The organism is Anaeromicropila populeti (assembly GCF_900112775.1).
GTDB lineage: Bacteria > Bacillota > Clostridia > Lachnospirales > Lachnospiraceae > Anaeromicropila_A > Anaeromicropila_A populeti.
Genome location: NZ_FOYZ01000002.1, coordinates 26,119 through 51,977 on the forward strand (window position 1 = coordinate 26,119; position 25,859 = coordinate 51,977).

Here is a 25,859-nt window from a genome sequence, read left to right on the forward strand (position 1 = left end):
AAGGGAGAAAAAGATGAGCAAAATTTTAATTATTGAAGATGAGTTAGCAATAGCGGAGCTAGAGAAAGACTATCTAGAGCTAAGTGGATTTGAAGTTTCAATTGAAGTGACAGGAGATGCCGGACTAGAGAAGGCACTGAAGGAGGAATGTGATTTAATTGTATTAGATTTAATGCTTCCTAATGTAGATGGATTTGAAATATGTAAAAAAATTCGTGAGGTAAAGAATATTCCGGTAATTATGGTTTCTGCAAAGAAAGATGATATTGATAAAATCAGAGGACTGGGACTGGGAGCAGATGATTATATGACTAAACCATTTAGTCCAAGCGAGCTTGTGGCAAGAGTAAAGGCACACCTGGCACGTTACGAAAGATTAATTGGTTCTAATGTGAAGCAAAACGATAGTATTGAGATTAGAGGAATTAAAATTGATAAGACAGATCGAAGGGTATATATCAATGAGGAAGAAAAGATTTTTACAACAAAAGAGTTTGATTTACTTACATTTTTAGCAGAAAATCCCAATAGAGTTTTTACCAAAGAAGAGTTGTTTAAAAATATATGGGATATGGAATCCGTCGGAGATATTGCAACAGTAACTGTCCATATCAAAAAAATACGTGAAAAAATTGAAGTGAATACAGCAAAGCCGCAATATATAGAAACGATTTGGGGAGTAGGGTACCGATTTAAAGTATAACTATTACATTTTTCATGGTATGGAGAATAAAATGTTACAAATACAATCTGGATTATATGACAAATGTAACTTGTGAGATTATCCTCATTCTTGTAAGATAAGAGTACAGTAAAGAGATGATACTTGCAATCAAAAAAACAGGAGGTTATAGTATGAGGAATAAATCATCAAGTATTATATGGGGGGTATTGTTTATTGCAGTAGGCCTTGGATTTGTAGGAGAAGTATATGATCTTTGGTCTTTTAACATGCTTTTTTCAGGCTGGTGGACACTTTTTATTATTATACCAAGCATAGCCAGCATTATTCAAAAAGGACCGAAGGCATTTACAATTAGTGCATTAATTGTAGGAATTTTAATTTTACTTTCCAGTCTGAAGATTATTGATGAAGACACAGTGGAAAAGTTAATTGTTCCAGTTATTTTCATTGCAATTGGTGCTAATCTGCTGCTGAAAAGCGTAGTGGGTCCATCACAAAAGCGCATTAAAGAACTGGAAAGCGGAGATGCACTAGAGTATACAGCAACATTTTCTGGTCAGAACATTATTTATCAGGACAATGAAGTATTCAGAGGTGCAGAGATTAATAGCGTTTTCGGAGGAATAAAACTGGATTTAAGAAATGCTATTATTAATGAGGATGTTGTAATTGAATGTAATGCTATTTTTGGAGGAGCTGATATTTATCTTCCTAATGACGTAATTGTAAAAGTGGCTAGTACCTGCATATTTGGCGGGGTGGGAAATAAAAAAATAAATAGTGTAAATGTACCAGGGGCACCAACAATTTATATTAATGGAATTTGTTTATTCGGGGGGGTTGATATTAAATGAATGGAGCGCAGAAAGTAATTAAATATTGTGCTATGGCATTTGGAATTTTTCTTGCTATTACCATTATAGGTGCAATTGTTTCAGCAATAGCAGGTGCATTTGGAGCTTTTTCCTTTTTTAAGAATGTAAAAATTCATCATAGCAGCAGTGATAATTATTCGGTGGAGAGTACCAATGAAGATGGCGTCCGAAGCTATGTTTTTGATGGTATAGAGGATATAAGGATTGAAGGCGGCGTATATAAACTGGTAGTAAAAGAAGGACCTGAATTAAAGGTAGTAATGGATAATGTTTCTGATGATTACGGGGCAAAACAGTCAGGTGATGAGCTTGTTATCTATTCAGAGGAAGATACATGGTTTTTTAATATTCATTTTAATATGGATAAGGAAGATACTAAGGGAACTATTTACTTATATCTTCCAGACGATTTTAAAGCCAACAAATTTGATTTGACAATTGGAGTGGGAACAGTTCAATTAAGTGATTTACGTGCTGACACTATTGATATTGAATGTGGCGTTGGAAATCTGACCGTTGAAAATATTATAGGGGAAAAGGTTGATATCCAAGGCGGTGTAGGACAGCTAAAGTTTAAAGATGTAAATTTTTCAGATGCAGATATTGAAGGCGGAGTGGGCAGTATTGATTTTTCAGGAAAATTATCCGGAAAATCAGTTGTATCATCAGGCATGGGTTCAGTTGAACTTAGCATCGAAGGTGAAAAGGATGATTATGAAATAGAAGTAGAATCAGGTCTTGGCGCTATTCATATTGATGGTGAAAAATGCGGAGATGTTCATCTAGATAGTTCATCATCAAAGCATAAGCTGGAAGTTGATGGTGGAGTAGGATCCATTAACATTGATTTCTCGGAGGATTAATTTAAATATTTAGTTTATTTTTATAGGCTCTATAAAGGGTTTGTATTAACAGGAGTGAAAGAGGTCCCAATATCACTCCTGTTAATCCGTATAATTTTAATCCAATGTAAATAGACATTAGGGTGTAAATAGGGAGGAAACCAAGGGAGTTTCCAATTAAGCGTGGTTCAAGAAACTGTCGTGTGATCTGACAGCAAAGGTATGTTGTCATTAGTATAGCGGCACTAAAGTAATTTTGAGAGATTACTTTAAATATTGCCCAGGGAACTAAAATGGTTCCACTTCCAATTAGGGGAAGTGCATCTAATATACCAATTATAACGCCAAACAGAAGAGGGTAAGAACTTTTGGAAAGATAAATACCTAGGGTGCAGATGGCAGAAATAATAAGGGTAATGATGCCCTGCATTTTCAAATATTTTAATCCAGATTCAGATAACGTAACGGCTAAGTTATGAATGTCTGGGTAGAAACAGGATTTCATACATTTTTCTTTTAATTCTGTCATATCTAGAGCAATTAATATTGCGCTCACTAAAATAATAAAAAGAAGAGTAAAAAATTTCATAAAGCTGATTATGATAGTGACAGTGCGCAGGGTAAGACTTGGAAGCCACTGTTTTTTTGCACTATCCATTACCCCATCAAGGCTGCAATCTAAAAAATTTTGTGTGCAGCCGTCTGCAAAATGAAACAGGTCATCACAAATACAACTGAAATGGGATAAGGCGCTAGTAAAATAATGCCTGTAAACAGGAAGATTTTTTAGGAGCTGACAGCATTGGGACAGTAAGGTAGTTATAAAAAAGTACATAAGAATTCCTATGATAATGAGAAATAGAAATACAGTAATCAGGCTGCCTAATCCCATCGGTATGCGAAAGCGTTCATGCAAAAAGAAAACAATAGGGGAAAGAAGTTTGGCGATACAGTAAGCTAAAACAAATGGCCAGACATAAGGAAGTATGTAAAACATACTAAAAATAACAAAAACGCTAATTGCCACAATGAAAACCAGTAATTTCATTTTAGGTGTTATCTTTTCAATCATATGAATACCTCCATTACATTTTCTTTAGTGTTTGTAATGGAGGTAGTTATCATTCTAATTTAAACAGCTCAAATAAATCAAGTTTAGGAATAATTTGATAACCCAGTATTTTTTTTGTTTTTGGGTGCTGGAGGGTTAAGGAAAAGGAAAATAAACCAAGCTGGGTATTTTCTTTTGCTGTTTGAAATAAAGGGTTATATTTTTTGTCACCATATAATCCTGAATGGTGATGGGCCATTTGTACACGAATTTGGTGATGGCGTCCTGTAAGCAAATTAATTTCTGCCAAACTTAATATAGTATCTTGATAGGTTACTACATCCAGAACCCGATACAATAGTTCAGATTTTTTTCCCTTGGAATCTGTTTGGGCAGTAAGAAAAGAAGTATTTGTTTTTTTATCTTGAACCAGATAATCGGTCAGCAGTGAGGCAGGTTTGCCAAGCAATGGACTTAAGTCTTCTGTAATTACAGCGTAATAGTACTTCTTAATTGTTTTTTCCTGAACCTGTCGGCTTAAATCTTTTGCCGAGGCTGGCGTTTTTGCAAAAACCATTACTCCGCCAACTGGCTGATCAAGACGGTGAATTAATCCTAAATAAGGTTCGATGTCATTTTTAAGGGGCTGGTTTTCTTTCAAATAATTTTTTAAAATGCTTACCATGTCTTTTGTATAAAGATTCTTACTTTCAGTTGGAACACCAGCTGGTTTTTCACATACTATAATATCTGCATCTTCAAATATAATATTTATTTTCATATCGTTCTCCTGATTTTTTTATTCACTTTAGTATGGCACATTATAAAATAACCGTAAAGATATTTATTATAAAAATATTGCTTGACAATTATAGGTTTTCCACTTAAAATTTTTATATAATTTAATTAGAGAAGTGGCAAAGAAAAGGGATAGTATATTATGAAATTATGCAGAGAGGGAATCAGATGGTGTGAGATTTCTATAAGGAAATAATAGAACCTGCCTTGGAGCTCTATATGAAAGTATAGCGTATATCTGGCGTTAACGGATTCGATAGTCGCAATGTATTTGCTGCTGTTCAGAGTGGAACTGTTACTTGCAGAGAGCAGTTAATCAGGGTGGTACCGCCGAAGTCTTTCGGTCCCTTAGGGGATATGTGAGGCTTATTTTTTTGCACTTTTTTAGAAAATATAATGTAGTAAAAGGAGTGTTATTATGGCTAAGGATAAAAAACTTGTGGAAGCCATTACTTCCATGGAAGAGGATTTTGCACAATGGTATACAGATGTAGTAAAAAAAGCCGAGTTAATTGACTATTCCAGTGTCAGAGGCTGTATGATTTTAAGACCAAATGGATATGCAATATGGGAAAATATTCAAAAGGAATTGGATCGAAGATTTAAGGAAACAGGCGTAGAAAATGTGTATATGCCAATGTTTATCCCAGAAAGCCTTTTGCAGAAGGAAAAGGATCATGTAGAAGGTTTTGCGCCAGAAGTGGCATGGGTTACACATGGAGGGTTAGAACCTTTGCAGGAAAGACTTTGTGTAAGGCCTACATCAGAAACTTTATTTTGTGATTTGTATGCTAATATTGTACAGTCTTATCGTGATCTTCCAAAGTTATATAACCAGTGGTGTTCTGTAGTTCGCTGGGAAAAGACAACCAGACCTTTCTTGCGTTCTATGGAGTTTTTGTGGCAGGAAGGTCATACTGCCCATGCCACAGCGGAAGAAGCAGAGGAAAGAACAGTTCAGATGTTAAATGTATATGCTGATTTTTGTGAACAGGTTCTGGCTATTCCTATGATTAAGGGCAGAAAGACAGACAAAGAGAAATTTGCAGGAGCACATGCTACCTATACCATTGAGGCACTGATGCACGATGGAAAGGCATTGCAGTCAGGCACAAGCCATAACTTTGGAGATGGTTTTGCTCAGGCATTTGGTATTCAGTACACAGATAAGGAAAATAAACTTTCTTATGTACACCAGACTTCTTGGGGAATGTCTACCCGTATTATTGGTGCTGTTATTATGGTTCATGGAGATGATTCTGGGTTAGTACTTCCACCTAGAATTGCTCCTGTTCAGGTTATGGTTATTCCGATTGCACAGCATAAGGAAGGGGTATTAGAGAAAGCAAGAGAGGTAGCTGCCAAATTGACCGCTGATTTCAGGGTTAAGGTGGATGACTCAGATAAGAGCCCAGGGTGGAAGTTTAGTGAACAGGAAATGCGTGGTATTCCAGTTCGTATTGAACTGGGACCAAAAGATATTGAGGCAAATCAGGCAGTTATTGTTCGGCGTGATACTAGAGAAAAAATTGTAGTTTCATTAGATGAAATTGAAACTGAGCTGGCGAAGGTTTTAGATACTATGCAGGCTGAAATGCTGGAACGTGCAAGAACTCATCGTGATAATCACACGTATACAGCAGCAAATTATGATGAGTTTAAGGATATTGTTGCAAATAAACCTGGTTTTGTAAAGGCTATGTGGTGTGGTGATTTGGAATGTGAAATGAAGATTAAGGAAGATACCACTGCAACATCCCGGTGTATGCCATTTGAACAGGAAGAGATTTCTGGAACATGTGTATGCTGCGGAAAGCCAGCCAAAACAATGGTTTATTGGGGTAAAGCATACTAAAAATAGAAAGCGGATCTCATTAGATAGAGGTTCGCTTTTTATTTTGGGTAACATTATAGAAATACAGGTAAAATCATTTTTGTAATTATGAAAGAAAGGTCTATGGATTGCATAAAAGTTAAAAAAGAGGTATTATAAAAAAATAGTAATTCATAGAAAGGGGTATTTAGTGTGTATTGTCAGATGAAAAGTGGAAAAATAATAATAACAATCTTAATAATTGCAATTTTAGCCGTTGCATTGCCAAGCCAGACAGTGGGAGTGAAGGCGGCTTCTGAGGTAAAACAGTATGGGATTTTAATCGGAAATCAAAAAGGCAGCTATATGTATTATGATTTAAATGGAGTAACGGGTACCCAGAGAATAGAGGTTTCAAAAAATGGAACAGTGATGATTCCATTAAAAAAGATTTGTTCCTATATGCCCGATTTGTCCTATGAGTTTAGTTATGAGACTAAAAAGGCAACTATAACAAATAAAAAAACAGATAAGAAAATTGTATTAACAGAGAACAGCTTATATGCATATACTTATGCAGGTAAATCATCAGCAGGTAAAAAGGTTAAGTTAGGAGCAAAGATGTATTTATCTCCAGACAGTAATGCAGCAATGGCAGATAAAAAAGTTTTTCAGTACATTTTTAAAACAACAAAAGGATACCGATATTATAGTAATGGTACATCTTCAGGAGCAAAAAAAATTCTTGCAGCGAAGTATGATAAGGAAGACATTGGTGGACTAATTATTTATAATCCTTATAAGTCAGTTACAAAGCTTCCTGCTGCAACCGTGGTAAGTTATTATAGTGACAAAGCAGCGTCTAATACGGTAAAGGTAACAATACCCGAAGGATATTCAGTGGCTCAGACAGCGGTATTATTAGTAAAAAAAGGAGTGTGCCAGTCTACCCAAGCGGTTTTAAATGCGTGTAATCAGGTGGATACTACAAAATACTGGTTTTTCGAGGGTATGACTCCGTCAGAAGAAAGATGTTTTTTATTGGAAGGATATTTGTATCCAAGTACCTATGAATTTTACAAAAACAGCAATCCAGGGGATGTGGTATCTAAGATTCTTAAAAATACAGAAAATATGCTGACCAAGGAACAACAAACGAGAGCAGATGAATTAGGATATTCACTTGATGAGGTGCTTACTATGGCATCTATTATTGAAAAAGAAATAGCAATTTCCAGTGAACGTACAAAGGTTTCTTCTATTCTTCATAACCGGTTAAAAAGTGGTATGAAAATTCAATGTGATGCAACAATATATTATGTGGAGAAATATATAAAACCATACATTAGTGGAGATATTGACCGCTACAGCAAGTACTATAATACTTATAAATGTAGTGGACTGCCTGCTGGCCCGATTTGTAGTCCAGGAAGAGAAGCAATTCAGGCTGCGTTGTATCCAGAAGAAAATGAGTATTTGTATTTTTGCTCTGACAAGAACGGAAATTATTATTACGCAAGTACTTATCAGGAGCATCTAGAAAATATGAATAATCTTATAGAAGGATAAGGCTAAAAAAGTGATATAGTCAGCGTGAAGGGAGAATTATATGGATATAGCAATTCCACCAAAAGTAGAATTTATTATAAATACCTTAATGGAACAAGGCTTTGAGGCGTTTGCTGTGGGAGGATGTGTCAGAGATGCTTTACTAGGCAGAGTTCCAGAGGATTGGGACATTACAACTTCAGCAAAGCCAGAAGAGGTAAAAATGTTATTTCGCCGCACCATTGACACTGGAATACAACATGGTACGGTTACCATTATGATTGAAAAAGAGGGCTTTGAGGTTACAACATACCGAATTGATGGGCAGTATGAAGACAGCAGACATCCCAGCTCTGTTGAATTTACTACCAACCTGGTAGAAGATTTAAGACGGAGGGATTTTACCATTAATGCTATGGCATATAATCCAGCAGTAGGTCTGGTAGATAAATTTGAAGGAATTGAAGACTTAAAAAGAAAAAGAATTACCTGTGTAGGGGAGCCAGAAGAAAGATTTGAAGAAGATGCTCTTAGAATGCTTCGTGCCATAAGGTTTGCAGGTCAGCTTGGTTTTACAATAGATGATAGTACAAAAATGGCAATTATAAAACGGGCAGACACAATTAAAAACATCAGTGCTGAGAGAATACGGGTGGAACTTGATAAATTGGTTGTTTCTCCATGTCCAGATAAATTATTACTTGCATTTGAAACGGGATTAACTAAATTTATTCTGCCTGAACTGGATCTTATGTTGGCAACTTCTCAGAATAATCCTCACCACATGTATAACGTGGGAATGCATAGTATAAAGGCTATTGAAATCTTTACAAAAGAAATTTCTCAGTCACAGGAATATAGGGAAATGGAGTTTGACGAAAAGATAAGGCATATTTTATGTTGGACTTTATTGCTGCACGATGTAGGGAAGCCAGCTGTAAAAACAATTGATGAGAAAGGAATTGAACATTTTTACAGGCATCCTGAGGAAAGTGTGGAACAGGCAAAGGCAGTTTTTAAGAGATTGAAATTTGACAATTACTCTATGGAGCTTGCTTTGCACTTGATTAAATGGCATGACTACCGATATGAACTAACAGAAAAAGCAATTCGGAGAGCAATTCATAAAATTGGAAAAGAAGAAATAAAAATATTATTTTTTGTACAATACGCAGATACACTGGCTCATAGCACCTATCAGCTGGATGAAAAGCTTGCTAAGTTGAATAGTGCTAGAATTTTGGCGATTCAGGTAGAAGAAAAAGAACAATGTACATCCATTCGAGATTTAAAAATAAACGGAAATGATTTAATTGAAATAGGATTTAAGCCAGGAAAAATTATTGGTGATATATTAGAGAGGCTGCTGCAAGAGGTGTTGGATAACCCAGAATTAAATGACAAAGAAATTTTACTAAATAGAGCTTGTACTTATAAGAAATAGGTATGAAAGCATTCGTTTGGTCATACTATTAAAAATAGACACCAGTTCTTGGGAAAATATATTTAATGGGAGGGCTAAATGTGGATGATAGATATGAAGATGTCTTTCGACAATATGACTTAAAAATTTCAAATGTATATAGAGCCAGAGGGGCCCTTTTGCTTGATACAGATAAAGGGTATAAGTTATTTCGGGTCTGTCAAAGTTCAAACAGCCGGATTGAGCATGAGAATAGTATATTGTCATTTTTGGTAGAGCAAGGATACCAAAGGATAGATAGTTATTATCCTAATCTTGAAAATCAGATTATAAGTCAGGATTCGTCAGGAGATAGGTATTTTATTAAAAATTGGTACCAGGGAGATGAATGTAATCTAAAGGATGTTCAACAAGTGCGTGGTGCTGCAAAAAATTTGGCAATGCTGCATAAACTTTTAAATCAGGTATCTGTTGTAAAGGAAAGATCATTTGCCCCAATTTACCTCCTGCCAGCTCTTTTTTCAAAGCATAATAAAGAATTAAAGCGGGTTAAATCATATATTCTTGATAAAAAGCAAAAAAATGAATTTGAAGTTCGATTTTTAAGTGTTTTTGACCGATATTATGAGCAGGGAATAGAAGCGGAGAAGCTGTTAAATAATTCATCCTTTGAACAGCAAAAGGTACACGCAGAAAAAAATGGTACAGTAAATCATGGAAGCTATACATATCACAATATAATGATGACTAACAAAGGGATTGTCACGACCAATTTTGAAAAGGCAGATGTTGGACTTCAAATATTTGATTTGTACTATTTTATGAGAAAAACAATGGAAAAAAATAGCTGGGATATCTACATGGCAAATCAGATACTGGATGAATACTTTTCCAATTTTGTGCTGGCTAAGGATCAGCTGGATTTATTGTATATTTTAATGTTGTATCCGGAAAAATTTTGGAAAATAACGAATTACTATTTTAACAGCAAAAAATCATGGATTTCCGGAAGAACAATTCAGAAACTTGTTAGTTTACAACAACAAGAGGAGCAGAAAAATTTATTTTTGCAGAATCTTGAGTCCTATTATATAATGAACAAGTAAAACCTATAAATTGAAATACTTAGGAGGCTACGCATGATACGCCAGGGAAAAATAATGCAATACGCAGTTTTACTTATAATTACTATGGCAGCCATGTCTGCTTTAGCAGGTTGTAGGAAAGAAAATATATCAAATCAATATCAGGTAAGTGATCGGGAAGGTACAGCAGTAAATCATAAATCAGAAATAGCAGCAGTTGTACGAGAGATTGACTTGGATGCACAGGCCATTACCGTATTAGATACGGCCTTTTTTGAGGATATCACATTAAGCTATAATGGTGGTGCAGATATTAGAAATAAATATAATGAAATTATTTCAATTAGTACGGTTTCGGTAGGAGAAATTGTTGAAGTTGAGTATGATGAAAATAAAAGTAAATTAAAGAGTCTGAAAATCTCAGAGGATGCATGGGAATATCAGGGGGTTAATAAGTTTTCTTTTGACAAGACGAAAAAATCCATGAAAATTGCAAATAAAAAGTATCAGTATACAGATAATTTGCTTATATTTAGCGAGGGTGAAGAAATTCCTCTTATTGACGTAAGCGAAAAGGATGAATTAACTGTAAGGGGCATGGATGGAGATATTTTATCTATTGTGGTTACAGAGGGGCATGGTTTTGTACGTTTAACAGGGTATGATAGTTTTCTTGGCGGTACACTGGAAATAGGGTACCGTGAAATTCTTCCTGTAACAGAAAATATGATGGTGGTAGTGAGAGAAGGAACCTATAAGCTGACTATGACAAATGGTGAACTGGTTGGCACAAAAAGTATTTCTGTAATTAGAGATAAAGAGATTACAGTGGACATGAGTGAATTTATTATTCCAGCAGAGAGAATTGGAGAGGTGGAATTTCTTATTACTCCAGATGGGGCAGACTTATATATTAATAATATTCTGACGGATTATTCTGAGCCTGTAAAGCTGAACTATGGTGAACATAAAATAAAGGTGAGTTTAAGCGGGTATGAGGATTTTTATGGTATTATGATAGTAGGAGAGGCATCCCAAAGGATAGAACTTAATTTGGCAGCAGAGGAGCCGGCAGAGGCAGATGATGATATTCTTATTACCATTGAAGGAGATGAGGACGAAGATACTTCATTAGACTGGGATACAGATTCTGTCAGCGAAGCAGAGGCAAATGAGGCAGAAGAAAGTGATACGGAAGCTTCCAGTACAACTGAAAAAGTAGATTCTCTTCATAAAGTTACAGTGAAGGCACCAGAGGGTGTTGAAGTATATCTAGATGGTACGTATAAAGGCATTTCACCAGTAAGTTTTACAAAAACCATTGGAAAATATACAATTATGCTGAAAAAGGAAGGGTACGTTTCTAAAAGCTATAGTGTAGATTTTGCAGATGACAGTGAAGATGTGTTTTTAAGTTTTCCAGCTTTATTAGAAGAGTAGGAATGATATTAAAAGATAAGTCATAATATATAACAATGATATTTGTGGAGGCAGTTATGAAAAAAACTTTGTTTATCATTTTAGCAGGATTGTTTATTGTTCTGTTAAGTGCTTGTAAGACAGAGAATACTGCAATAGAGAAACTGAGAGACTTAGAATTTACAGTTGTGGAAGATGTGGACTTATCGGATGAACTGAAATCAATGATCGAAGAGAAAAAAGCTCAGCCATTTAAAATGTCCTATGCAAATGGAGAATACTTGTATATTGTAGTTGGATATGGAGAGCAAAAAACCGGAGGCTTCAGCATACAGGTAAATGAACTGTATGAGACAGAAAATGCAGTTTACATTGACACGACTTTACTAGGACCATCAAAAGAAGATATGGTAAGTAATGCTCTGACATATCCATACGTTGTTGTGAAGACAGAATTTGTAGATAAAAATGTGGTGTTTAATTAGAACAAAGTTTATAAAGATGAAGGGCAGAAGCAGACTGATGTCAGCAGTCTGCCTCTTTTAGTATGGGAAGCGTGATATAAAATCATTCTTCAAAAACCAGTCCGTCAGAAAAGAATGGGACAAAGTAGGTTTCTACAAAATCATTTGGTATTAAATGTCCATCCAGTCGTTCGGTTAAGGTATGTTCAATTCCTTTTTCATTCAAAAGCTCTGAAAAGTATTTGGATCCTTCTGGTATCCAAGTATAGCCATCTGCTTTGCCATAAATAATTTGTATGTTATGTAATGGTTGTTTCTTTTCTAAATACCGATTAACTTTTTCTTCTAGGTGGCCAAAGCCAGAAAGCCACTTTTCACAGATTTCGTTATCTTCCTTTGAACCATCCATTGTAGGAATGTCGCATAAATTTTCTGCATCTGGATTGGGAGCAAAGGCCTGTCCATAAGAGGTTTTAAAGGTAGTATCACCACTCCAGGTATCCATAGCAATTTGTAATTCATCATCTTTTAACAAGCCAGGACATAAGGAGAGGGTAGATGAAAATATTTCGGGATGTAAAAGTGCCAAGTTAATGGCGGCAAAGCCTCCCATAGAAAAACCAGTAATTCCTCTGGATTCAGGATTTGCAAGAGTTCGATAATTATCATCCACATAAGGTATAACTTCTTGTATAACGTAGTCTTCCCAGGCACCTGTCACAGGGGAATTTACATAAAAGGAACCATTACTGCCTTTTGTTCTGCCGTCTACTCCCACTACAATAAATTCTGCGCTATCTTTCATGTTTTTTTCAAAATCCTTTTCCGCCAGATTAATATAATATGGTGTATCTCCAAAGCCATGAAAGTAATATACAACAGGATACCGCTTTTCAGAACGGAAGTAACTAGGGGGGAGATAAAGAATAATGTGCTTTTCAGGGGAACTTCCGTCTGTTGCCTCACTTAAAAGCTTAGATGTAAGGGTAACGTCTTGTACGTGCTTTTCATCTGCCGCAGGAGATGCAGAGGGAGTACTGGACGTATTGCTTTCAGACGGCTGCCCCGAGGCCTCGGTTGCTTCGGAAGTATTACTGTCCACAGCACTATCATTTTTTTTACAGCCAATTAGCAAGCTGAAGATAAAGAAATAGGTAAATAAGAAAAGTCTTCGTTTCATGGAATGCTCCTTTCAATTTAATTTATGTTGATACTTTTATTATAACAAAAAATAGAAGATTAAGGAACAAATATTGCTACATAAAAATATTTTGCAATAGGTATTTACTTGTGATAGACAATATTATAAAATAACATAATAAGGGAGTAGGAAAATTATGAGAGCTAGAAAATCTTTTAATAATTTGGATGAAGAGCTGGATTTTAGCCAGGAAGAAGTAAGGCAGCAGGAACTGTATCAAAGAACCTTAAAGTATCTTTCCTATGAAGATAGCCAAAACAAAGGGCTGACTTATGTATTTTTACTTATGGGTTTTATGCTGATTTTAATTTTGGGAATAGCAAGCAGTCTGCCGTCAGGCTGGGCAGGCAGTTTTATCATGGTGTCAGAGCAAACATTTAATCTAGTTATTTATGGGTGCGGAGTTTGTGTGTTAGTTTTAGAAATGGGGGGTCCAAAAGCCCACGGGAAAAGGATAGTGACTTATCTAGCTTTTGTATTAATAGTTCCACTTGCAGCAATATTGTATTCCAATTTATTTCAGATAGAAGATGTGTATGTTGTTGAAGCTACATTTATTGCACTTATTGCAGCGTACTTTATTATGGCGCTGATTATCAGATGTGTAAAAAAGGATTGGACGGGCAATCAGCTGGCAGGTATTATGTTGGGAGTGCTGGGAGCTATCTTTATTATTTTAATGGTAATACTTTATGTGAATTTAGATAAAGTACCATATAAATTTGTATCTGTATTTTTACTTGCACATTATATTACTATTATGTTTGGTATGAAGAGAGTTACGAATATTTCAGAATACTTTGTGGGAAAATCTAATTTACTGGTTGCATTTTGGGGAGCAAAGGTATTAATTGTAGGACCTCTTTGTATTTTTGGATATCTGGTACGTCTTGCAATTTGGCGTGTTATGAGATATGGAGATTTTTTTGATTATTTATGATGATTCTAGAAAATAGTAATCATAGAGCAAACTTTTCGTAAAATGAAAGGAGACAATTTTATGTGTAAGGATCAAAGATTTTTTATTTGTAAACATTGTGGAAATATTATTGGTATGATCGAAGATTCTGGTGTACCAGTTGTATGCTGTGGAGAGAAAATGACAGAGTTAGTTCCTAATACAACAGATGGTGCGGTAGAAAAGCATGTGCCTGTGGTAACCGTAGAAGGAAATAAAGTGACGGTAGTAATCGGAAGTGCAGAGCATCCAATGCTTCCAGAACATCATATTTCTTGGATTTATTTAAAAACCAATAAAGGTGGACAAAGAAAGTGCTTAGAGCCAGGTGAAAAGCCAGAAGCGGTATTTATGCTTAGTGAAGGTGAAGAAGCAGTAGAAGTGTTTGAATATTGTAATATTCATGGCTTGTGGAAAAAAGATGTAGAATAATGCTAAGGGAGTGCACTTGTTAGGTGACACTCCCTTAGTTCTATTGTTCCATATGCTTTAATACTGACTTCATTTTAACATACATATCATCGTTAAGTTCTTCTACAAATTCACCCTCATTGTTTTCAATTTTTTGAATGAGTTCCTTTAATTCTGTCAAGGTCAAGCGTTTTGGGCTGAGCTGCTCGCTGTCAATAGAAAGCAATCCACAAGCATAACTGACAGGTTCATATGCTCCCTCATAATCACCTTCCATTGGGTATAAACACCATATATATTCTTTCCCTATTTCAAATGCATCTTCTCTAGCCGCAGGGCCAGTTGCTAGTTTCATATCCTCTTCTGGTATTCCTTTTAAGGTATCCGTTAATTCAAAATTGTATAACTTACGTACTGTACTAAAGGGTGCCCGCCCATCTTCTGTTAGTGTATAGGTATATTCGCCAAGACATTCTGTAACTTTTCCTTTAACAATTATTGTAGATAAATCTACAAGCTGTGCGTCCGTAAGAAGTACCTCAATAGTATCACAAACAACATGAGCTGATTTGTTATCAGAAACAGCACGTAATTCACTAATTTCCACTTTGTTACTTGTTTCATTTTCACCATAAATAATACCGGTTTCTTTTGGTTGAGTTTGCTCCCTGTTAAAGGACTTAAATAATGCTATACTAAAACTTAGTAAACATAGTAATGCTAAGAAAGTTATAAATCCTTTTTTTCTACTCATCTTATTTCCTCCTATACCCCTTCTTTATCTTGTCCCCATATCATTTTATGCAATTGTAAACTGAGTCTTGCATGTAATAGTTTGCTGTCCAGCATTAAACTTACCAGTCTAGCAGGTTCAATTTTTCCCCAAAGGGGGCTAAAAAGAATTTGTCCAGATTGATAGTATTGCTCTATCACTGTGCGGGCAAGTAAAAAATCTTCTTCACTTCCAATAACAAATTTTATCTCATCCCGATTTGATAAAAGGGAAAAATTATTTAAATTCATTTTTTCATTTTGTCCACTGGATATTGGCTTGTAGTCAACAACAAACCGTACCTTTTGATTTAGATTGGCATTATCATTTCTTAGCTTGCAATAAGGGGTTAAATCAATGGAGCCATTTGTTTCAATGTGAATATCTTTAATAAAATCCAACTCCCCTAATCCAAGTAACAGTGCATACGCGTTTTTAAAAGATAAAAGGGGCTCCCCGCCGGTCAGACAGACAGAAGAACTTCCATACGTTGTTGCCTGTTCTAGAATTTGTTCCACAGAGGCATAAAATCGTGGCTTGTCAGGCTCATAGCTATATTTGGTATCACACCAGCTACAACGAAGATTACATCCAAACAGCCGGATGAAGGTAGTGGGTGTTCCTGCTTTTGTGCCTTCCCCTTCAATAGATTGAAAAATTTCTACCATTGCAATTTGATTATTCTTTACGTCTGTTAGATTATCCATGCATCCACTCCCATTTCAATGTAGCATAACTAGTTGGTGTTTCATATAATTTAATTTCTTCGATTCGAATATCCTGCTTCTTGTACTGAACCAAAGAAAATGTTTCTTCAAGCTGCTCCCATATCCAGACAATCATATTTTCTACGGTAGAATTCATATTAGTTAAAATAGAATTTAAATAGGAGTGATCTAATTTATTATGTATAGATTCTATGTAAATAGACTTTAATTTGTTAAAATCAATAAGAAATCCTTGTTCGTCTGTATATCCGCTGACAGTTAGAACCACAATATAAGTATGACCATGAAGATTTTTACACTTGCCTTGATACTCATATAAAAAGTGGGCAGCACTAAAATCAAATTCTTTTGTTACTGCTACACGTTTTTCATGGTATTTTAGTTTTTTGGGTTTGGGTATATTAATATCATTCATTTAAAAATCCCTGCCTTTAAGAAAAGTATTTATTAAAATTATAGCACAAATTTATTTGAATAAAAGAAAAAACTTCTATAATAAGTAAAAAAGAAATCAAACACCTGTTTGTCAAGAAAAAAATTAAAAAATCATTGACAAATTTTAACACTAGTGGTATAATGATAGATGTATTGCATATTTTTTTAGCAACTAGAGTCGACAGCATAAGGATAAGATAGAAAAACACATTTGGAGGTAAATGATATGAGTCAAATGGATTTAAGCAGTGTTCGCAGGGCAGTTGTAAATCATGTTGGTAGCCGGGTTCGTATTCGATCTAATCGAGGACGACATAAGATTGATGTTGCAGAAGGCATTATATGTGAAACTTATCCTTCTATATTTATTATACAGCTGGATGAAGATTTGGAAAATAACCATAGAACGTTATCATTTAGTTATGCTGACGTATTAACAAAAGAAGTTCAATTAATGTTATGTAGTTAATTTGTAATAAATCCCTTCTTGCCTGAATATTAATAATATATAAGGCAAGGAGGGATTTTTTGTGGAATTAATTAAAAAGAATGTCCATATGAATAAATTGAAATGCAGGACCAATGTGCAGCTAACATTGGATGATGACTTTAATGTCCCCGACGTAAAACCAGATATTGAACAGATTATTAAGGATCAGGCTACGATTGTTCTGCATGAAGTCAAGCCTCTAAACGGAAAAGTAATGATCAGAGGTTCCTTACTTTTTAATCTGTTGTATATTAGTGACGGTGCGTCCAGACCTGTACATAATATCAGTGGCGAGCTTCCTTTTGAGGAAGTAATCAATATGGATGAAACATGTTCAGATGATTTTGTAGTAACAAAATGGGAAATAGATGATTTAACGACCAGCCTGATTAACTCAAGAAAAATCAGTGTAAAATCAATTGTTTCCTTTACCGTATTAGCAGAAAATAATTATGATGAAGAAACTGCTGTAGCAATTGAAGGAGATAGTAATTGTCATAGTATGTTTAAGGATTTAAACATTACCCAGGTGATGATGAACAAAAAAGATACTATACGGGTAAAAGATGAAATTCATATTCCAAATGGAAAGAAAAATATTTATGAAATTTTGTATGATGAAATGGAATTACGTGAGTTGGAAACCAGAGTGTTAGAAGATAAAATAAATATTAGGGGTGTACTGCTTGTATTTATTTTGTATACAGGGGATATGGATGAGCAGACACCACAATATTTCGAGACGGAAGTGCCATTTAACAGTATCATTGATGTGAATGGATGTAATGACAGCATGGTATCTAATATCGATGTTAATTTGACAGGAAAGGACTTGCAAATTAAGACTGATGATGATGGAGAAGAGAGAATCATTGGATGTGAGGCAATACTGGAGCTGGATATGAAGGTTTATGTAGATGAAGAACTGGAGATTCTCAGTGATTGCTATTCCACTGCAAAAGATATTGCACCAGTAGTAAAAGAAGCATTTTATGAACAACTAGTTTCAAAAAATAATTCCAAAACCCGTGTGACGGACCGGATTAATATTGGTGCAGGCCAGCCTAGCATTCTGCAAATTTGTAATGCAACAGGAAATGTGCGGATTGACGATCAGGTTCTAATGGAGGATGGTGTTCAGACCGACGGCGTATTAGATGTACAAATTTTATATATTTCAGCGGATGACAACAAACCGCTGGGGGCTGCAAAAGGTGTTATTCCATTTAGCCAGTTTGTAGAAATTAAAGGGTTAAACAATGAATGTGTTTACGAAATCAAACCAAGCGTTGAGCAAATTAGTGTTATTATGCTGGATGGTGAAGAGGTCGAGATTAAGGCAGCTTTGAATCTGGATACAATTGCGTTTCGCAAGCTTAGTGAACCTATTATTGTAGATATTAAGGAAAATGAGTTTGATCTTGATAAGCTTCAGGAGATGCCAAGTATGGTTGGATATATTGTGAAGCCAGGGGATACTTTGTGGAAAATTGCAAAACAATTTCATGCTACGGTGGATAGCATTAAGCAAATGAACGATATGGAGACAGATTTAATTCACCCAGGAGATAAATTATTATTATTAAAAAGAGTGGATGCGGTGTAAGAAAACAAAAAAGTCTTATTGTACTATAAGAAGTACAGTAAGGCTTTTTTAAATGAGATTCGTTCTATTATTATAATTGAAAAGCAAAAAATGATTAAAAATTACAGTATTGTAGTTAAAAATCACATTTCTGTTGTAATTTAATAAAATTATGATACAATTTTTTTGTTTATAAATAATTAACAAGCATTTTCACTGAAGTTAGAGAGGTGATACAATGAAAAAGAAAATAATTATGGTCAGTTTAATTTTAATTATAGTGTTAGCTGTATTTTTTTACTCCTACTTTTTTATTATTAAAAAACCAGACACGAAAGAAAATAATAATATATTTACCAGTGAAATACAAAGCGATGTTGATGAAATAGTAATAAATCAAGGAGAAGGATCCTACAATTTTAAAGGGGAAAAGTTAATAGAAGCATATGCTCTATTAAAAGAAATGAAATTAGAAAAAGCAGCTGAAGAGGAAAAACTCATGGGAGGACTATATATAGAAGTTAGACTTGATGAACGCATTATGTATTTGGCATTGTTTTCACAGGGAATTCGCATTGATGGTAAATGGTATTTAATAAAAAATCTGGTTGATAATAATGGACAAACATTTTGTGATAAATTTTATTCACTAATGGAAAACCAATAGATATTCCAGATAATATAATGTTTATTAAAGGCTATTTATGCGTATTCATTTTGCATAAATAGCCTTACTTGTGGTACTTTTAGATAACCTATTCTTCTTCACTATCGATTTGCTGGCTTACGTTCATTACCTGATTATAAATGTGTTCTCGAATCCGTTTTTGGGCATTTAGTACATCGCGGTTCATTAAGGTTTCTATAATAATACGATGTTCTAAAACAAGCTTATCATGGCTTCTGTTATCTTTCAAATACTCCAAACGGTAACGATACATCTGTTCTCGCAGATTGTTGAGTAATTGTATAAGACGGGCATTGCCTGTGGATTCAAAAATAATATCGTGAAAAGCAACATCCTTTTCAGCCAGGCTTGTCACATCTCCATGCTGAATCGCTAATTCAAATTCAGACAAGGCATCCTCTAGTTTTAAAATGCCATCTTCATTTATTCGTTCGCATGCCAGACTGACAGCCAGTTCTTCAAGAGCACAGCGAACCTCTAAAACATCTTCCAAATCCTTTTTCGTAATTTTGGCAACAGCAGCTCCACGTCTTGGTATCATAACAACTAAGCCTTCCAGCTCCAGCATACGAATAGCTTCGCGGATGGGTGTCCGGCTAACTCCCAGACGTTTGGCAAGCTTAATTTCCATTAATCGTTCTCCAGGTTTCAATTCGCCCTTTAAAATAGCTTGTCGCAGTGTTTGAAAGACAACATCACGCAATGGCAGATATTCATTCATGTTGACAATTAATTGATCTTCCATAAGTACCTCCTTACTGTGGCAAAAAGCCATGAGCAAAAAACAGTTAGTTTGTATCGTTGCGTTAAGGCCTGATTGGCTTAACAATATAGGACTTATACATAGGATAATCTTCCCTGAAAAACCTGTGTGCCTTCTCAATAGCGGAATGAGACTGAAAAATTCCAAATACAGTCGGGCCGCTGCCACTCATAATAGAATGAATGGCACCCTGCGCAATCATTAGATTTTTAATCTGACAAATTACGGGGTAGTCCTTTTCCGTAACAGATTCCAGAACATTATTCATTTTGAGAGCCATGCCGCGAATGTCTTTGCGACGAATATCGTAAATAATACCATCAATATCAGGATGGCTGGTAATGGTATCTAAACGCAAATTTTCATAAACGTATTTTGTGGAAACATGTATATTGGGCTTTACAATTAAAATAAAACAATCTGTCAGGGGAGGAAGGGGAGTTAATATTTCACCAATTCCTTCCGACAATGCAGTTCCCTTCATAATGCAGTAAGGGACATCGGCTCCTAGCTTTACCGCACGTTCCATTAAATTTGACTGAGTCAGCCCAAGTGAAAATAATTCATTCATAATTTCTAAAGCAGCAGCAGCATCAGCACTTCCACCAGCCATTCCAGCAGCAACCGGAATATACTTATCTAATTTAATAGACAGTCCTTCTTTAATTGAAAACTCATCCTTGAGTAACTTCACCGCAGAATAAACCAGATTATTTTCATTAGTTGGCAAAAAAGAAAGATTGGTTTCTATGTTAATAGTATCATTTGGTATGACAGTAACATGTAAGCGGTCAAATAAGGTGACAGTCTGCATAATCATACGAACTTCATGATAGCCATCCTCTCGTTTTCGAAGAACATCTAATCCAATATTTATTTTTCCATATGCATTTTTTTGAATTGTTGGATACATTGTACACCCCTCGTACCTAATTGTATTTTGTATACACATTATATATGAAAAAATAAAAATAATCAATAGATGTATAATACTTCTAAAACTGGTTAGGATTTAAGTATCATAAAATAGGAGTGATACATATGTTAAATAGTAAAGATTCTATAAAAAAGAAAAGTAAGGGAAGTATCAAAATAGTTCTTCTTATTTTATTTGGAGCTATTTTAATCGTAAATAATATGCACAAAGGTCAAGGGGCCAGGGAACTTCAGGCAGGTATCTCAGAAGAAATTGTTCGTTTTCATGTTCGCGCCAATAGTGACAGTGAAGAAGACCAGCAATTAAAGCTAAAAGTGAAAGATGCAGTTGTTTCCTATCTGCAAAAGAAGCTAAAAAATGCTAAAAATATTAATGAGGCAAAAAAAATAATGGTGGTAGAAATGCCTCAGTTGGAAAAAATAAGCAAGAGAATCATTAAAAAAAATGGATACTCTTATAATTGTCAGGTTATATTGGGACAGGATAATTTTCCAGTAAAAATGTACGGTGATATGACATTTCCAGCTGGAAAGTACGAGGCGCTTCAAGTTCTAATAGGAAGTGCCTGCGGGAAAAACTGGTGGTGTGTTATGTTCCCAACCCTATGCTTTGTAGATAGCACTTATATGGTAGTGCCAGATGACTCAAAGAAACTTTTGAAAAATGTTTTAAGTGAAGAGGAGTATAAGTCGCTTGTATTATCGGGAGATGCAGAAATAGAATATAAGTTTAAAATTGAAGAATGGTGGCATAAAATCTGGGGTAAGAAATAGAGGAAAATAGTTGAATAATTATAAGAGAAAGAGTAGAATGGAAGAAAACTAAGTGGGAGGTTTTTTTATGTCAGGAAATACACCCATAGGCGTTTTTGATTCTGGCGTAGGTGGGTTAACAGTTGCAAGAGAAATTATGCGGCAAATGCCAAAGGAACAGATTATATATTTTGGTGATACGGCGAGGGTGCCATATGGAAGCAAATCCAAAGAAACCATTATTACTTTTTCAAGACAGATTGCTAAATTTTTGTTAACAAGAAACGTTAAGGCAATTGTAGTAGCTTGTAATACAGCTAGTGCATTAGCTTTAGAAACGATTAAAGAAGAATTGACTATTCCAGTAATTGGAGTAGTAAAGCCAGGTGCCATAACTGCTGCTAAGGCAACAAAGAGTGGAAGAATTGGTATTATTGGAACAGAAAGCACCATTAACAGTGGTGTGTACACACAGTATCTGGATAAGATGTGTCCCCATGTACAGGTATTTGCAAAGGCATGTCCTCTGTTTGTCCCACTTGTGGAGGAGGGGCTGCTATATGATTCTGTAACAGTAGAGATTGCAGAGCGTTATCTGAATGAATTGCAGGGGTATGATGTTGATACACTGGTGCTGGGATGTACTCACTATCCACTTATCCGGCATACGATACAAAAGGTAGTAGGACCAGATGTAACACTTGTGAATCCAGCCTTTGAAACTGCTAAAACATTAAAGCGTGTGCTAAGGGAAAAGGAAATAGAATGTTCTGAGCAGATGCCAAACCATAAATTTTTTGTAAGTGATGGTGCAGAAAAATTTAAGTCTTTTGCAAATACGATTTTATCATGTGATGTGGAAGAAACGAAGGATATTAATATAGAACAGTACTAAAGTTCATTAAAGGGAGGGTACAATGACAAGAGATGTCATAATTTCAATAAAAGGGCTGCAATTTGAAGCAGGAGAAGATGAGTCAGTTGAATTAATTGCTACTGGCCAGTATTTCTATAAGAACCAGAAGCATTATGTGTTATACGAGGAAGTGATTGGTGATGAAGACCAGCAGGGTGGTATATCGAAAAATACCATTAAAATAAGCAACCAGCAGGTTGATATTATAAAAGATGGCTGTGCAAGCGTCCATATGATTTTTGAAGTAGATAAGAAAAATATGACCTACTATAATATGCCCTTTGGAAATATTTTAATAGGTATTTATACGAATAAAATTGCAGTGAAGGAAGAAGATAATCAGATTGAAGTTCAGTTGGAATATGATTTGGAAGTGAATTATACACACGTATCAGAGTGTACAATTAGCATAAAAGTTTTATCCAAGGAAGCAGCAGCAACGATTCTTTCTGGATTCAATGCATAAAGCAGCCAGGTTCCCATGCTAGTTGGGGGAACCTGGCTATTAATATGTTTACCTATAAAATTATTTAGATTCGTTTACTTTTTTCTGTGCCTTACTTCTTAACTTAGCAAAAAAACCTTTCTTCTCAGGCTTTGTTTCTAAACTTGTACGAAGACCGCGGACTTCCATAATATAGATCCCGCTGATTACTGCTTTTACTTCCTTTTTAACAGGTATCACATCAAATATTTTTTCGTCACAAATGAGAGAAAGAATTTTTGGACCAATTTTAGCTTTTACAATGGGTACTTTTCTTCCACGCAAATATTTTGGTGTGCTCTCAAGAACAAGTTTTGGAAGACCAGCTTCCGTTAACTTCATCCGCTTTTTATCAATTACAAGCATGGAAACACTTTGTGAATTAGCCTGCATCTGAGATTGGGAATCTTCTTGACGTTTTTGGAGCTTTGTACCAAAACGATATAACAAAAATAATGCAACTGAAACGACTACCAGTGTTATAAGTAAACCAATTACAAATGGATTAATATTAATTGCAAAAATAGGCAATGTATTGTAATACATAAAAATATGTACCTCCTTGTATTTTGTATTAGTACAATAGTTTTATTCTATCATACCTGATTTTAATTTTTCAAGATTTTCTTTTATAATATTCTGGGTGTAAGATCCAATAAACTTTTTCTCTTCCTTACTTAATTCGTTTACATAAATAGGTTTTCCAAAATAAATGGATACAGTAGCTTTTCTAATCCATGGCATGTGTTTTTCCCAGATGTCATCCGTATGTGTCATAACTACCGGAACAATAGGAAACCCTGTTTTTTGTGCAAATTTGAAGCTGCCTTCATGAAAAGGGAGAAGTTCATCCGTATGATTTCTCGTTCCTTCAGGCATTATAAAAATAGAATACCCGTCTTTCATTTGATCTATACCCTGTAGAATAGTTTGCAGTCCCTGTTTTATATCCTCTCGATCTAAAAACAGGCATTTTAATAATTTCATCCAGTGGGAAATGCAAGGAACCTTAGCAAGTCCTTTTTTAGAAATGAATGATGTTATAGTAGGGACAGTAGTATAACCAACCACAATATCGAAATAGCTGCGATGATTTGCTACATACAAAACGGGAGTATTCTTTGGCACATTTTCTAATCCATACACCCTTTTCCTTACTCCTGCAATAAAAAGAATACCATTTAACGCCCAGACTACAATTTTTTGTGTCACTTTCTTTTTAGCCTCTACATTAAATTTACCAAGAATAAACACAATTAGGTATAAAGGTAAACTTATAATTGAAAAAATAAGTAAAAATAGAAGAATTAAAATTGTTTTCACGTTAACCTCCTAAGCATAAAATAATTGCATCTCTCAAATTATAACAAATGAAGTTTAGTTATTCAAGAAATTTGTAGGGAATAAAAGGACTGTTGCATCAGGGTATAAATCAGTATTGCAACAATCCTTTTTATTTATACATCATAAAGTTATATATTATATTCAGCTGGAAGGTGTTGGTGTAATCTCCTCTACTGGTTCCAGTGTTATTTCTGGTTCTGTACTAACTTCAGGCTCCGTATCAGGTGAAATACTTGGTGCAGGCGTATTTTCTGGTTCTGTAGAAGAAACGGGAGTGGATGAAGGCACAGGCGTAGGCGTAGGTTCTTCCGTCTTAGGGGTGTTTGCCGGCTCCTGTGTAATAACTGGTTTTTTGGTTACATCAGGTGAAACGGATGGAACAGGAGTGCTGGAAGGGGTTGGTGTAACAGTCACCGCTTCCGGCTTTGGCGTTTTTGACGGAGTAGGCTTCACAGTAGGTACAGGTGTACTTTTCGTAACGGGAGTGTCATCCATGTCAATAGCATTTCCATAATCTTCATCGTCCATAATTTCAGGATTTGGAACATAATTATAGTACTCTTCCAATGTTAAATTGTTATCGTATAAATACTTTGCCAGTTCTTTACCAACATATCGAATATGCCATGGTTCATAAGCATATCCAGTAATTTCTGTTTTGTCCTCAGGATAACGAATAGTAAAACCGAATTTATAAGCATTTTCAGCCAGCCATTTACCTTCTGGAGTGCTTGAAAAAACAGTATCCAGTCTATAGTGAATCGAGCTAGTTGAAACATCCATAGCTAAACCTGTCTGATGTTCGCTATAACCTGGAACAGCAGAAAACTGACTAGTGTGAGCGTAACCTTTTGTTTTCAGATTCTCTTCATAGATTTCTTCCTGTCTTTCATATGACCGAAAACCAGAGACACCACATAAAGAAAGTCCCTCTTGTTCGCCTGCTTCAAATAATTCTTCAATTGCATTAGAAGCTTCCCGCCTTAACATTTTCTTTTCGTGAAAGTAATTGATATTAAATAAAATGTCTGGTACTACTAAATCATCTGGACGGTACCCCTCTGGCAGGCCATACTCCTTATTTACAAGAACAGTTATGCTGTCAGGTTCCAGATCCATTTTAGTTGCAGGAACAAATGCTTCTATATCCGTTGGATTACCTAATTCCATGGAGCTATCTTCCTTAATCACACTATCATTATTATAATAATATTCATAATTATTTGAAGTATGATTCACTTCTGAATGAGAAGATATAGTCTGAAAAAGAATACCTCCAGCAAGTAGAAGAAAACTACCAGCTACATATATTAATTTCTTCATTCATCAACATCCTATCTATTTTGCAAGCCCTTTTATATAATCTGCAAGTTGCTTTTAACTATATGCATT

The 25,859-nt window shown here is 35.2% G+C and carries 28 protein-coding genes and 1 other annotated feature; of the genes, 17 read left to right on the top strand and 11 right to left on the bottom strand.

Annotated features, from left to right (window positions below):
* The first annotated feature begins 13 nt into the window (after nucleotides 1-13).
* From BM305_RS02205 to BM305_RS02215, 3 genes are all read left to right on the top strand, one after another.
* Nucleotides 14-703 carry a response regulator transcription factor gene (locus BM305_RS02205; protein ID WP_092559431.1) on the top strand — a complete coding sequence of 230 codons (690 nt, stop codon included), beginning with the start codon at nucleotides 14-16 and terminating at the stop codon, nucleotides 701-703.
* A gap of 152 nt (nucleotides 704-855) precedes the next feature.
* A complete protein-coding gene (locus BM305_RS02210) occupies nucleotides 856-1,539 on the top strand; it encodes a LiaF transmembrane domain-containing protein (RefSeq protein ID WP_177214501.1) in 684 nt (227 codons plus the stop codon).
* Nucleotides 1,536-2,423 (top strand): DUF4097 family beta strand repeat-containing protein, encoded by an 888-nt coding sequence (locus BM305_RS02215; protein WP_092559070.1) that lies wholly within the window; start codon nucleotides 1,536-1,538, stop codon nucleotides 2,421-2,423. The genes BM305_RS02210 and BM305_RS02215 overlap by 4 nt, the downstream gene beginning before the upstream one ends.
* Before the next feature lies 1 nt (nucleotide 2,424).
* Here BM305_RS02215 and ytvI read toward each other — a convergent pair whose 3' ends face one another.
* The gene (ytvI, locus tag BM305_RS02220; RefSeq protein WP_092559071.1) at nucleotides 2,425-3,474 is read right to left on the bottom strand and encodes a sporulation integral membrane protein YtvI; all 1,050 of its coding nucleotides are present in this window, start codon (nucleotides 3,472-3,474) and stop codon (nucleotides 2,425-2,427) included.
* A 49-nt stretch (nucleotides 3,475-3,523) separates the two neighbouring features.
* Nucleotides 3,524-4,234, bottom strand: coding sequence for an RluA family pseudouridine synthase (locus BM305_RS02225; RefSeq protein ID WP_092559072.1), 711 nt, complete (start codon nucleotides 4,232-4,234; stop codon nucleotides 3,524-3,526).
* 130 nt (nucleotides 4,235-4,364) lie between these two features.
* Nucleotides 4,365-4,603, top strand: a binding site (T-box leader).
* Nucleotides 4,604-4,669: 66 nt separating this feature from the next.
* Here BM305_RS02225 and proS point away from each other — a divergent pair.
* The 6 genes from proS (at nucleotide 4,670) to BM305_RS02255 (ending at nucleotide 12,024) form a co-directional block, all read left to right on the top strand.
* The gene (gene proS, locus BM305_RS02230; protein WP_092559073.1) at nucleotides 4,670-6,106 is read left to right on the top strand and encodes a proline--tRNA ligase; all 1,437 of its coding nucleotides are present in this window, start codon (nucleotides 4,670-4,672) and stop codon (nucleotides 6,104-6,106) included.
* A gap of 183 nt (nucleotides 6,107-6,289) precedes the next feature.
* Nucleotides 6,290-7,633 carry an endolytic transglycosylase MltG gene (gene mltG / locus BM305_RS02235; protein ID WP_177214502.1) on the top strand — a complete coding sequence of 448 codons (1,344 nt, stop codon included), beginning with the start codon at nucleotides 6,290-6,292 and terminating at the stop codon, nucleotides 7,631-7,633.
* Between the two features lie 40 nt (nucleotides 7,634-7,673).
* Nucleotides 7,674-9,056 (top strand): CCA tRNA nucleotidyltransferase, encoded by a 1,383-nt coding sequence (locus BM305_RS02240; RefSeq protein WP_092559075.1) that lies wholly within the window; start codon nucleotides 7,674-7,676, stop codon nucleotides 9,054-9,056.
* Nucleotides 9,057-9,136: 80 nt separating this feature from the next.
* Complete coding sequence (locus BM305_RS02245) at nucleotides 9,137-10,141, top strand: CotS family spore coat protein (protein ID WP_177214503.1); 1,005 nt, start codon at nucleotides 9,137-9,139, stop codon at nucleotides 10,139-10,141.
* A gap of 33 nt (nucleotides 10,142-10,174) precedes the next feature.
* The gene (locus BM305_RS02250; protein WP_092559077.1) at nucleotides 10,175-11,560 is read left to right on the top strand and encodes a PEGA domain-containing protein; all 1,386 of its coding nucleotides are present in this window, start codon (nucleotides 10,175-10,177) and stop codon (nucleotides 11,558-11,560) included.
* 56 nt (nucleotides 11,561-11,616) lie between these two features.
* Nucleotides 11,617-12,024 carry a protease complex subunit PrcB family protein gene (locus BM305_RS02255; RefSeq protein WP_092559078.1) on the top strand — a complete coding sequence of 136 codons (408 nt, stop codon included), beginning with the start codon at nucleotides 11,617-11,619 and terminating at the stop codon, nucleotides 12,022-12,024.
* An 82-nt stretch (nucleotides 12,025-12,106) separates the two neighbouring features.
* On the opposite strand, the gene BM305_RS02260 is transcribed toward BM305_RS02255, so the two are convergent.
* The gene (locus BM305_RS02260) at nucleotides 12,107-13,183 is read right to left on the bottom strand and encodes an alpha/beta hydrolase (RefSeq protein ID WP_092559079.1); all 1,077 of its coding nucleotides are present in this window, start codon (nucleotides 13,181-13,183) and stop codon (nucleotides 12,107-12,109) included.
* 157 nt (nucleotides 13,184-13,340) lie between these two features.
* On the opposite strand from BM305_RS02260, the gene BM305_RS02265 reads away from it, so the two are divergent.
* On the top strand, nucleotides 13,341-14,144 hold the full coding sequence (locus tag BM305_RS02265) for a hypothetical protein (protein ID WP_092559080.1): 804 nt from the start codon (nucleotides 13,341-13,343) through the stop codon (nucleotides 14,142-14,144).
* Nucleotides 14,145-14,204: 60 nt separating this feature from the next.
* Nucleotides 14,205-14,594, top strand: coding sequence for a desulfoferrodoxin family protein (locus BM305_RS02270; protein WP_092559081.1), 390 nt, complete (start codon nucleotides 14,205-14,207; stop codon nucleotides 14,592-14,594).
* Between the two features lie 40 nt (nucleotides 14,595-14,634).
* Here the strand turns inward: BM305_RS02270 and BM305_RS02275 are convergent, their stop codons facing one another.
* Genes BM305_RS02275 through queD form a run of 3 tightly spaced genes read right to left on the bottom strand, consistent with a single transcriptional unit; the run spans nucleotide 14,635 to nucleotide 16,488 of the window.
* Entirely contained in the window at nucleotides 14,635-15,327 is a 693-nt protein-coding gene (locus BM305_RS02275; RefSeq protein ID WP_092559082.1) for a hypothetical protein, read from the bottom strand.
* A gap of 11 nt (nucleotides 15,328-15,338) precedes the next feature.
* Nucleotides 15,339-16,052, bottom strand: coding sequence for a 7-carboxy-7-deazaguanine synthase QueE (locus BM305_RS02280; RefSeq protein WP_092559083.1), 714 nt, complete (start codon nucleotides 16,050-16,052; stop codon nucleotides 15,339-15,341).
* Nucleotides 16,045-16,488, bottom strand: coding sequence for a 6-carboxytetrahydropterin synthase QueD (gene queD, locus BM305_RS02285; protein WP_092559084.1), 444 nt, complete (start codon nucleotides 16,486-16,488; stop codon nucleotides 16,045-16,047). Before queD ends, BM305_RS02280 begins: the two co-directional genes overlap by 8 nt.
* A gap of 246 nt (nucleotides 16,489-16,734) precedes the next feature.
* Here queD and BM305_RS02290 point away from each other — a divergent pair, with 246 nt between their 5' ends.
* The 3 genes from BM305_RS02290 (at nucleotide 16,735) to BM305_RS02300 (ending at nucleotide 19,250) form a co-directional block, all read left to right on the top strand.
* Nucleotides 16,735-16,977: a Veg family protein gene (locus BM305_RS02290; RefSeq protein ID WP_092559085.1), complete on the top strand. Its 243-nt coding sequence runs from the start codon at nucleotides 16,735-16,737 to the stop codon at nucleotides 16,975-16,977.
* Nucleotides 16,978-17,038: 61 nt separating this feature from the next.
* Complete coding sequence (locus tag BM305_RS02295; protein WP_092559086.1) at nucleotides 17,039-18,604, top strand: DUF3794 and LysM peptidoglycan-binding domain-containing protein; 1,566 nt, start codon at nucleotides 17,039-17,041, stop codon at nucleotides 18,602-18,604.
* Nucleotides 18,605-18,821: 217 nt separating this feature from the next.
* Nucleotides 18,822-19,250: a hypothetical protein gene (locus BM305_RS02300; protein ID WP_092559087.1), complete on the top strand. Its 429-nt coding sequence runs from the start codon at nucleotides 18,822-18,824 to the stop codon at nucleotides 19,248-19,250.
* An 88-nt stretch (nucleotides 19,251-19,338) separates the two neighbouring features.
* On the opposite strand, the gene BM305_RS02305 is transcribed toward BM305_RS02300, so the two are convergent.
* Together BM305_RS02305 and ispE are read right to left on the bottom strand one after the other, a co-directional pair.
* Nucleotides 19,339-20,016 (bottom strand): GntR family transcriptional regulator, encoded by a 678-nt coding sequence (locus BM305_RS02305; RefSeq protein WP_092559088.1) that lies wholly within the window; start codon nucleotides 20,014-20,016, stop codon nucleotides 19,339-19,341.
* A gap of 61 nt (nucleotides 20,017-20,077) precedes the next feature.
* The gene (gene ispE / locus BM305_RS02310; RefSeq protein WP_092559089.1) at nucleotides 20,078-20,947 is read right to left on the bottom strand and encodes a 4-(cytidine 5'-diphospho)-2-C-methyl-D-erythritol kinase; all 870 of its coding nucleotides are present in this window, start codon (nucleotides 20,945-20,947) and stop codon (nucleotides 20,078-20,080) included.
* 128 nt (nucleotides 20,948-21,075) lie between these two features.
* Between ispE and spoIIR the strand changes: the two genes are divergently transcribed.
* The 3 genes from spoIIR to BM305_RS02325 all read left to right on the top strand — a co-directional run bounded on the left by spoIIR (nucleotide 21,076) and on the right by BM305_RS02325 (nucleotide 23,105).
* A complete protein-coding gene (spoIIR, locus tag BM305_RS02315; RefSeq protein WP_092559090.1) occupies nucleotides 21,076-21,744 on the top strand; it encodes a stage II sporulation protein R in 669 nt (222 codons plus the stop codon).
* A gap of 67 nt (nucleotides 21,745-21,811) precedes the next feature.
* Nucleotides 21,812-22,618, top strand: coding sequence for a glutamate racemase (murI, locus tag BM305_RS02320; RefSeq protein WP_092559091.1), 807 nt, complete (start codon nucleotides 21,812-21,814; stop codon nucleotides 22,616-22,618).
* Between the two features lie 22 nt (nucleotides 22,619-22,640).
* A complete protein-coding gene (locus BM305_RS02325) occupies nucleotides 22,641-23,105 on the top strand; it encodes a YwiB family protein (RefSeq protein ID WP_092559092.1) in 465 nt (154 codons plus the stop codon).
* Nucleotides 23,106-23,165: 60 nt separating this feature from the next.
* Here BM305_RS02325 and BM305_RS02330 read toward each other — a convergent pair whose 3' ends face one another.
* The 3 genes from BM305_RS02330 to BM305_RS02340 all read right to left on the bottom strand — a co-directional run bounded on the left by BM305_RS02330 (nucleotide 23,166) and on the right by BM305_RS02340 (nucleotide 25,790).
* The gene (locus BM305_RS02330) at nucleotides 23,166-23,669 is read right to left on the bottom strand and encodes a hypothetical protein (protein WP_242940435.1); all 504 of its coding nucleotides are present in this window, start codon (nucleotides 23,667-23,669) and stop codon (nucleotides 23,166-23,168) included.
* A 42-nt stretch (nucleotides 23,670-23,711) separates the two neighbouring features.
* Entirely contained in the window at nucleotides 23,712-24,446 is a 735-nt protein-coding gene (locus tag BM305_RS02335; RefSeq protein ID WP_092559093.1) for a lysophospholipid acyltransferase family protein, read from the bottom strand.
* A 162-nt stretch (nucleotides 24,447-24,608) separates the two neighbouring features.
* Complete coding sequence (locus tag BM305_RS02340) at nucleotides 24,609-25,790, bottom strand: M15 family metallopeptidase (protein ID WP_092559094.1); 1,182 nt, start codon at nucleotides 25,788-25,790, stop codon at nucleotides 24,609-24,611.
* Between the last annotated feature and the right edge of the window lie 69 nt (nucleotides 25,791-25,859).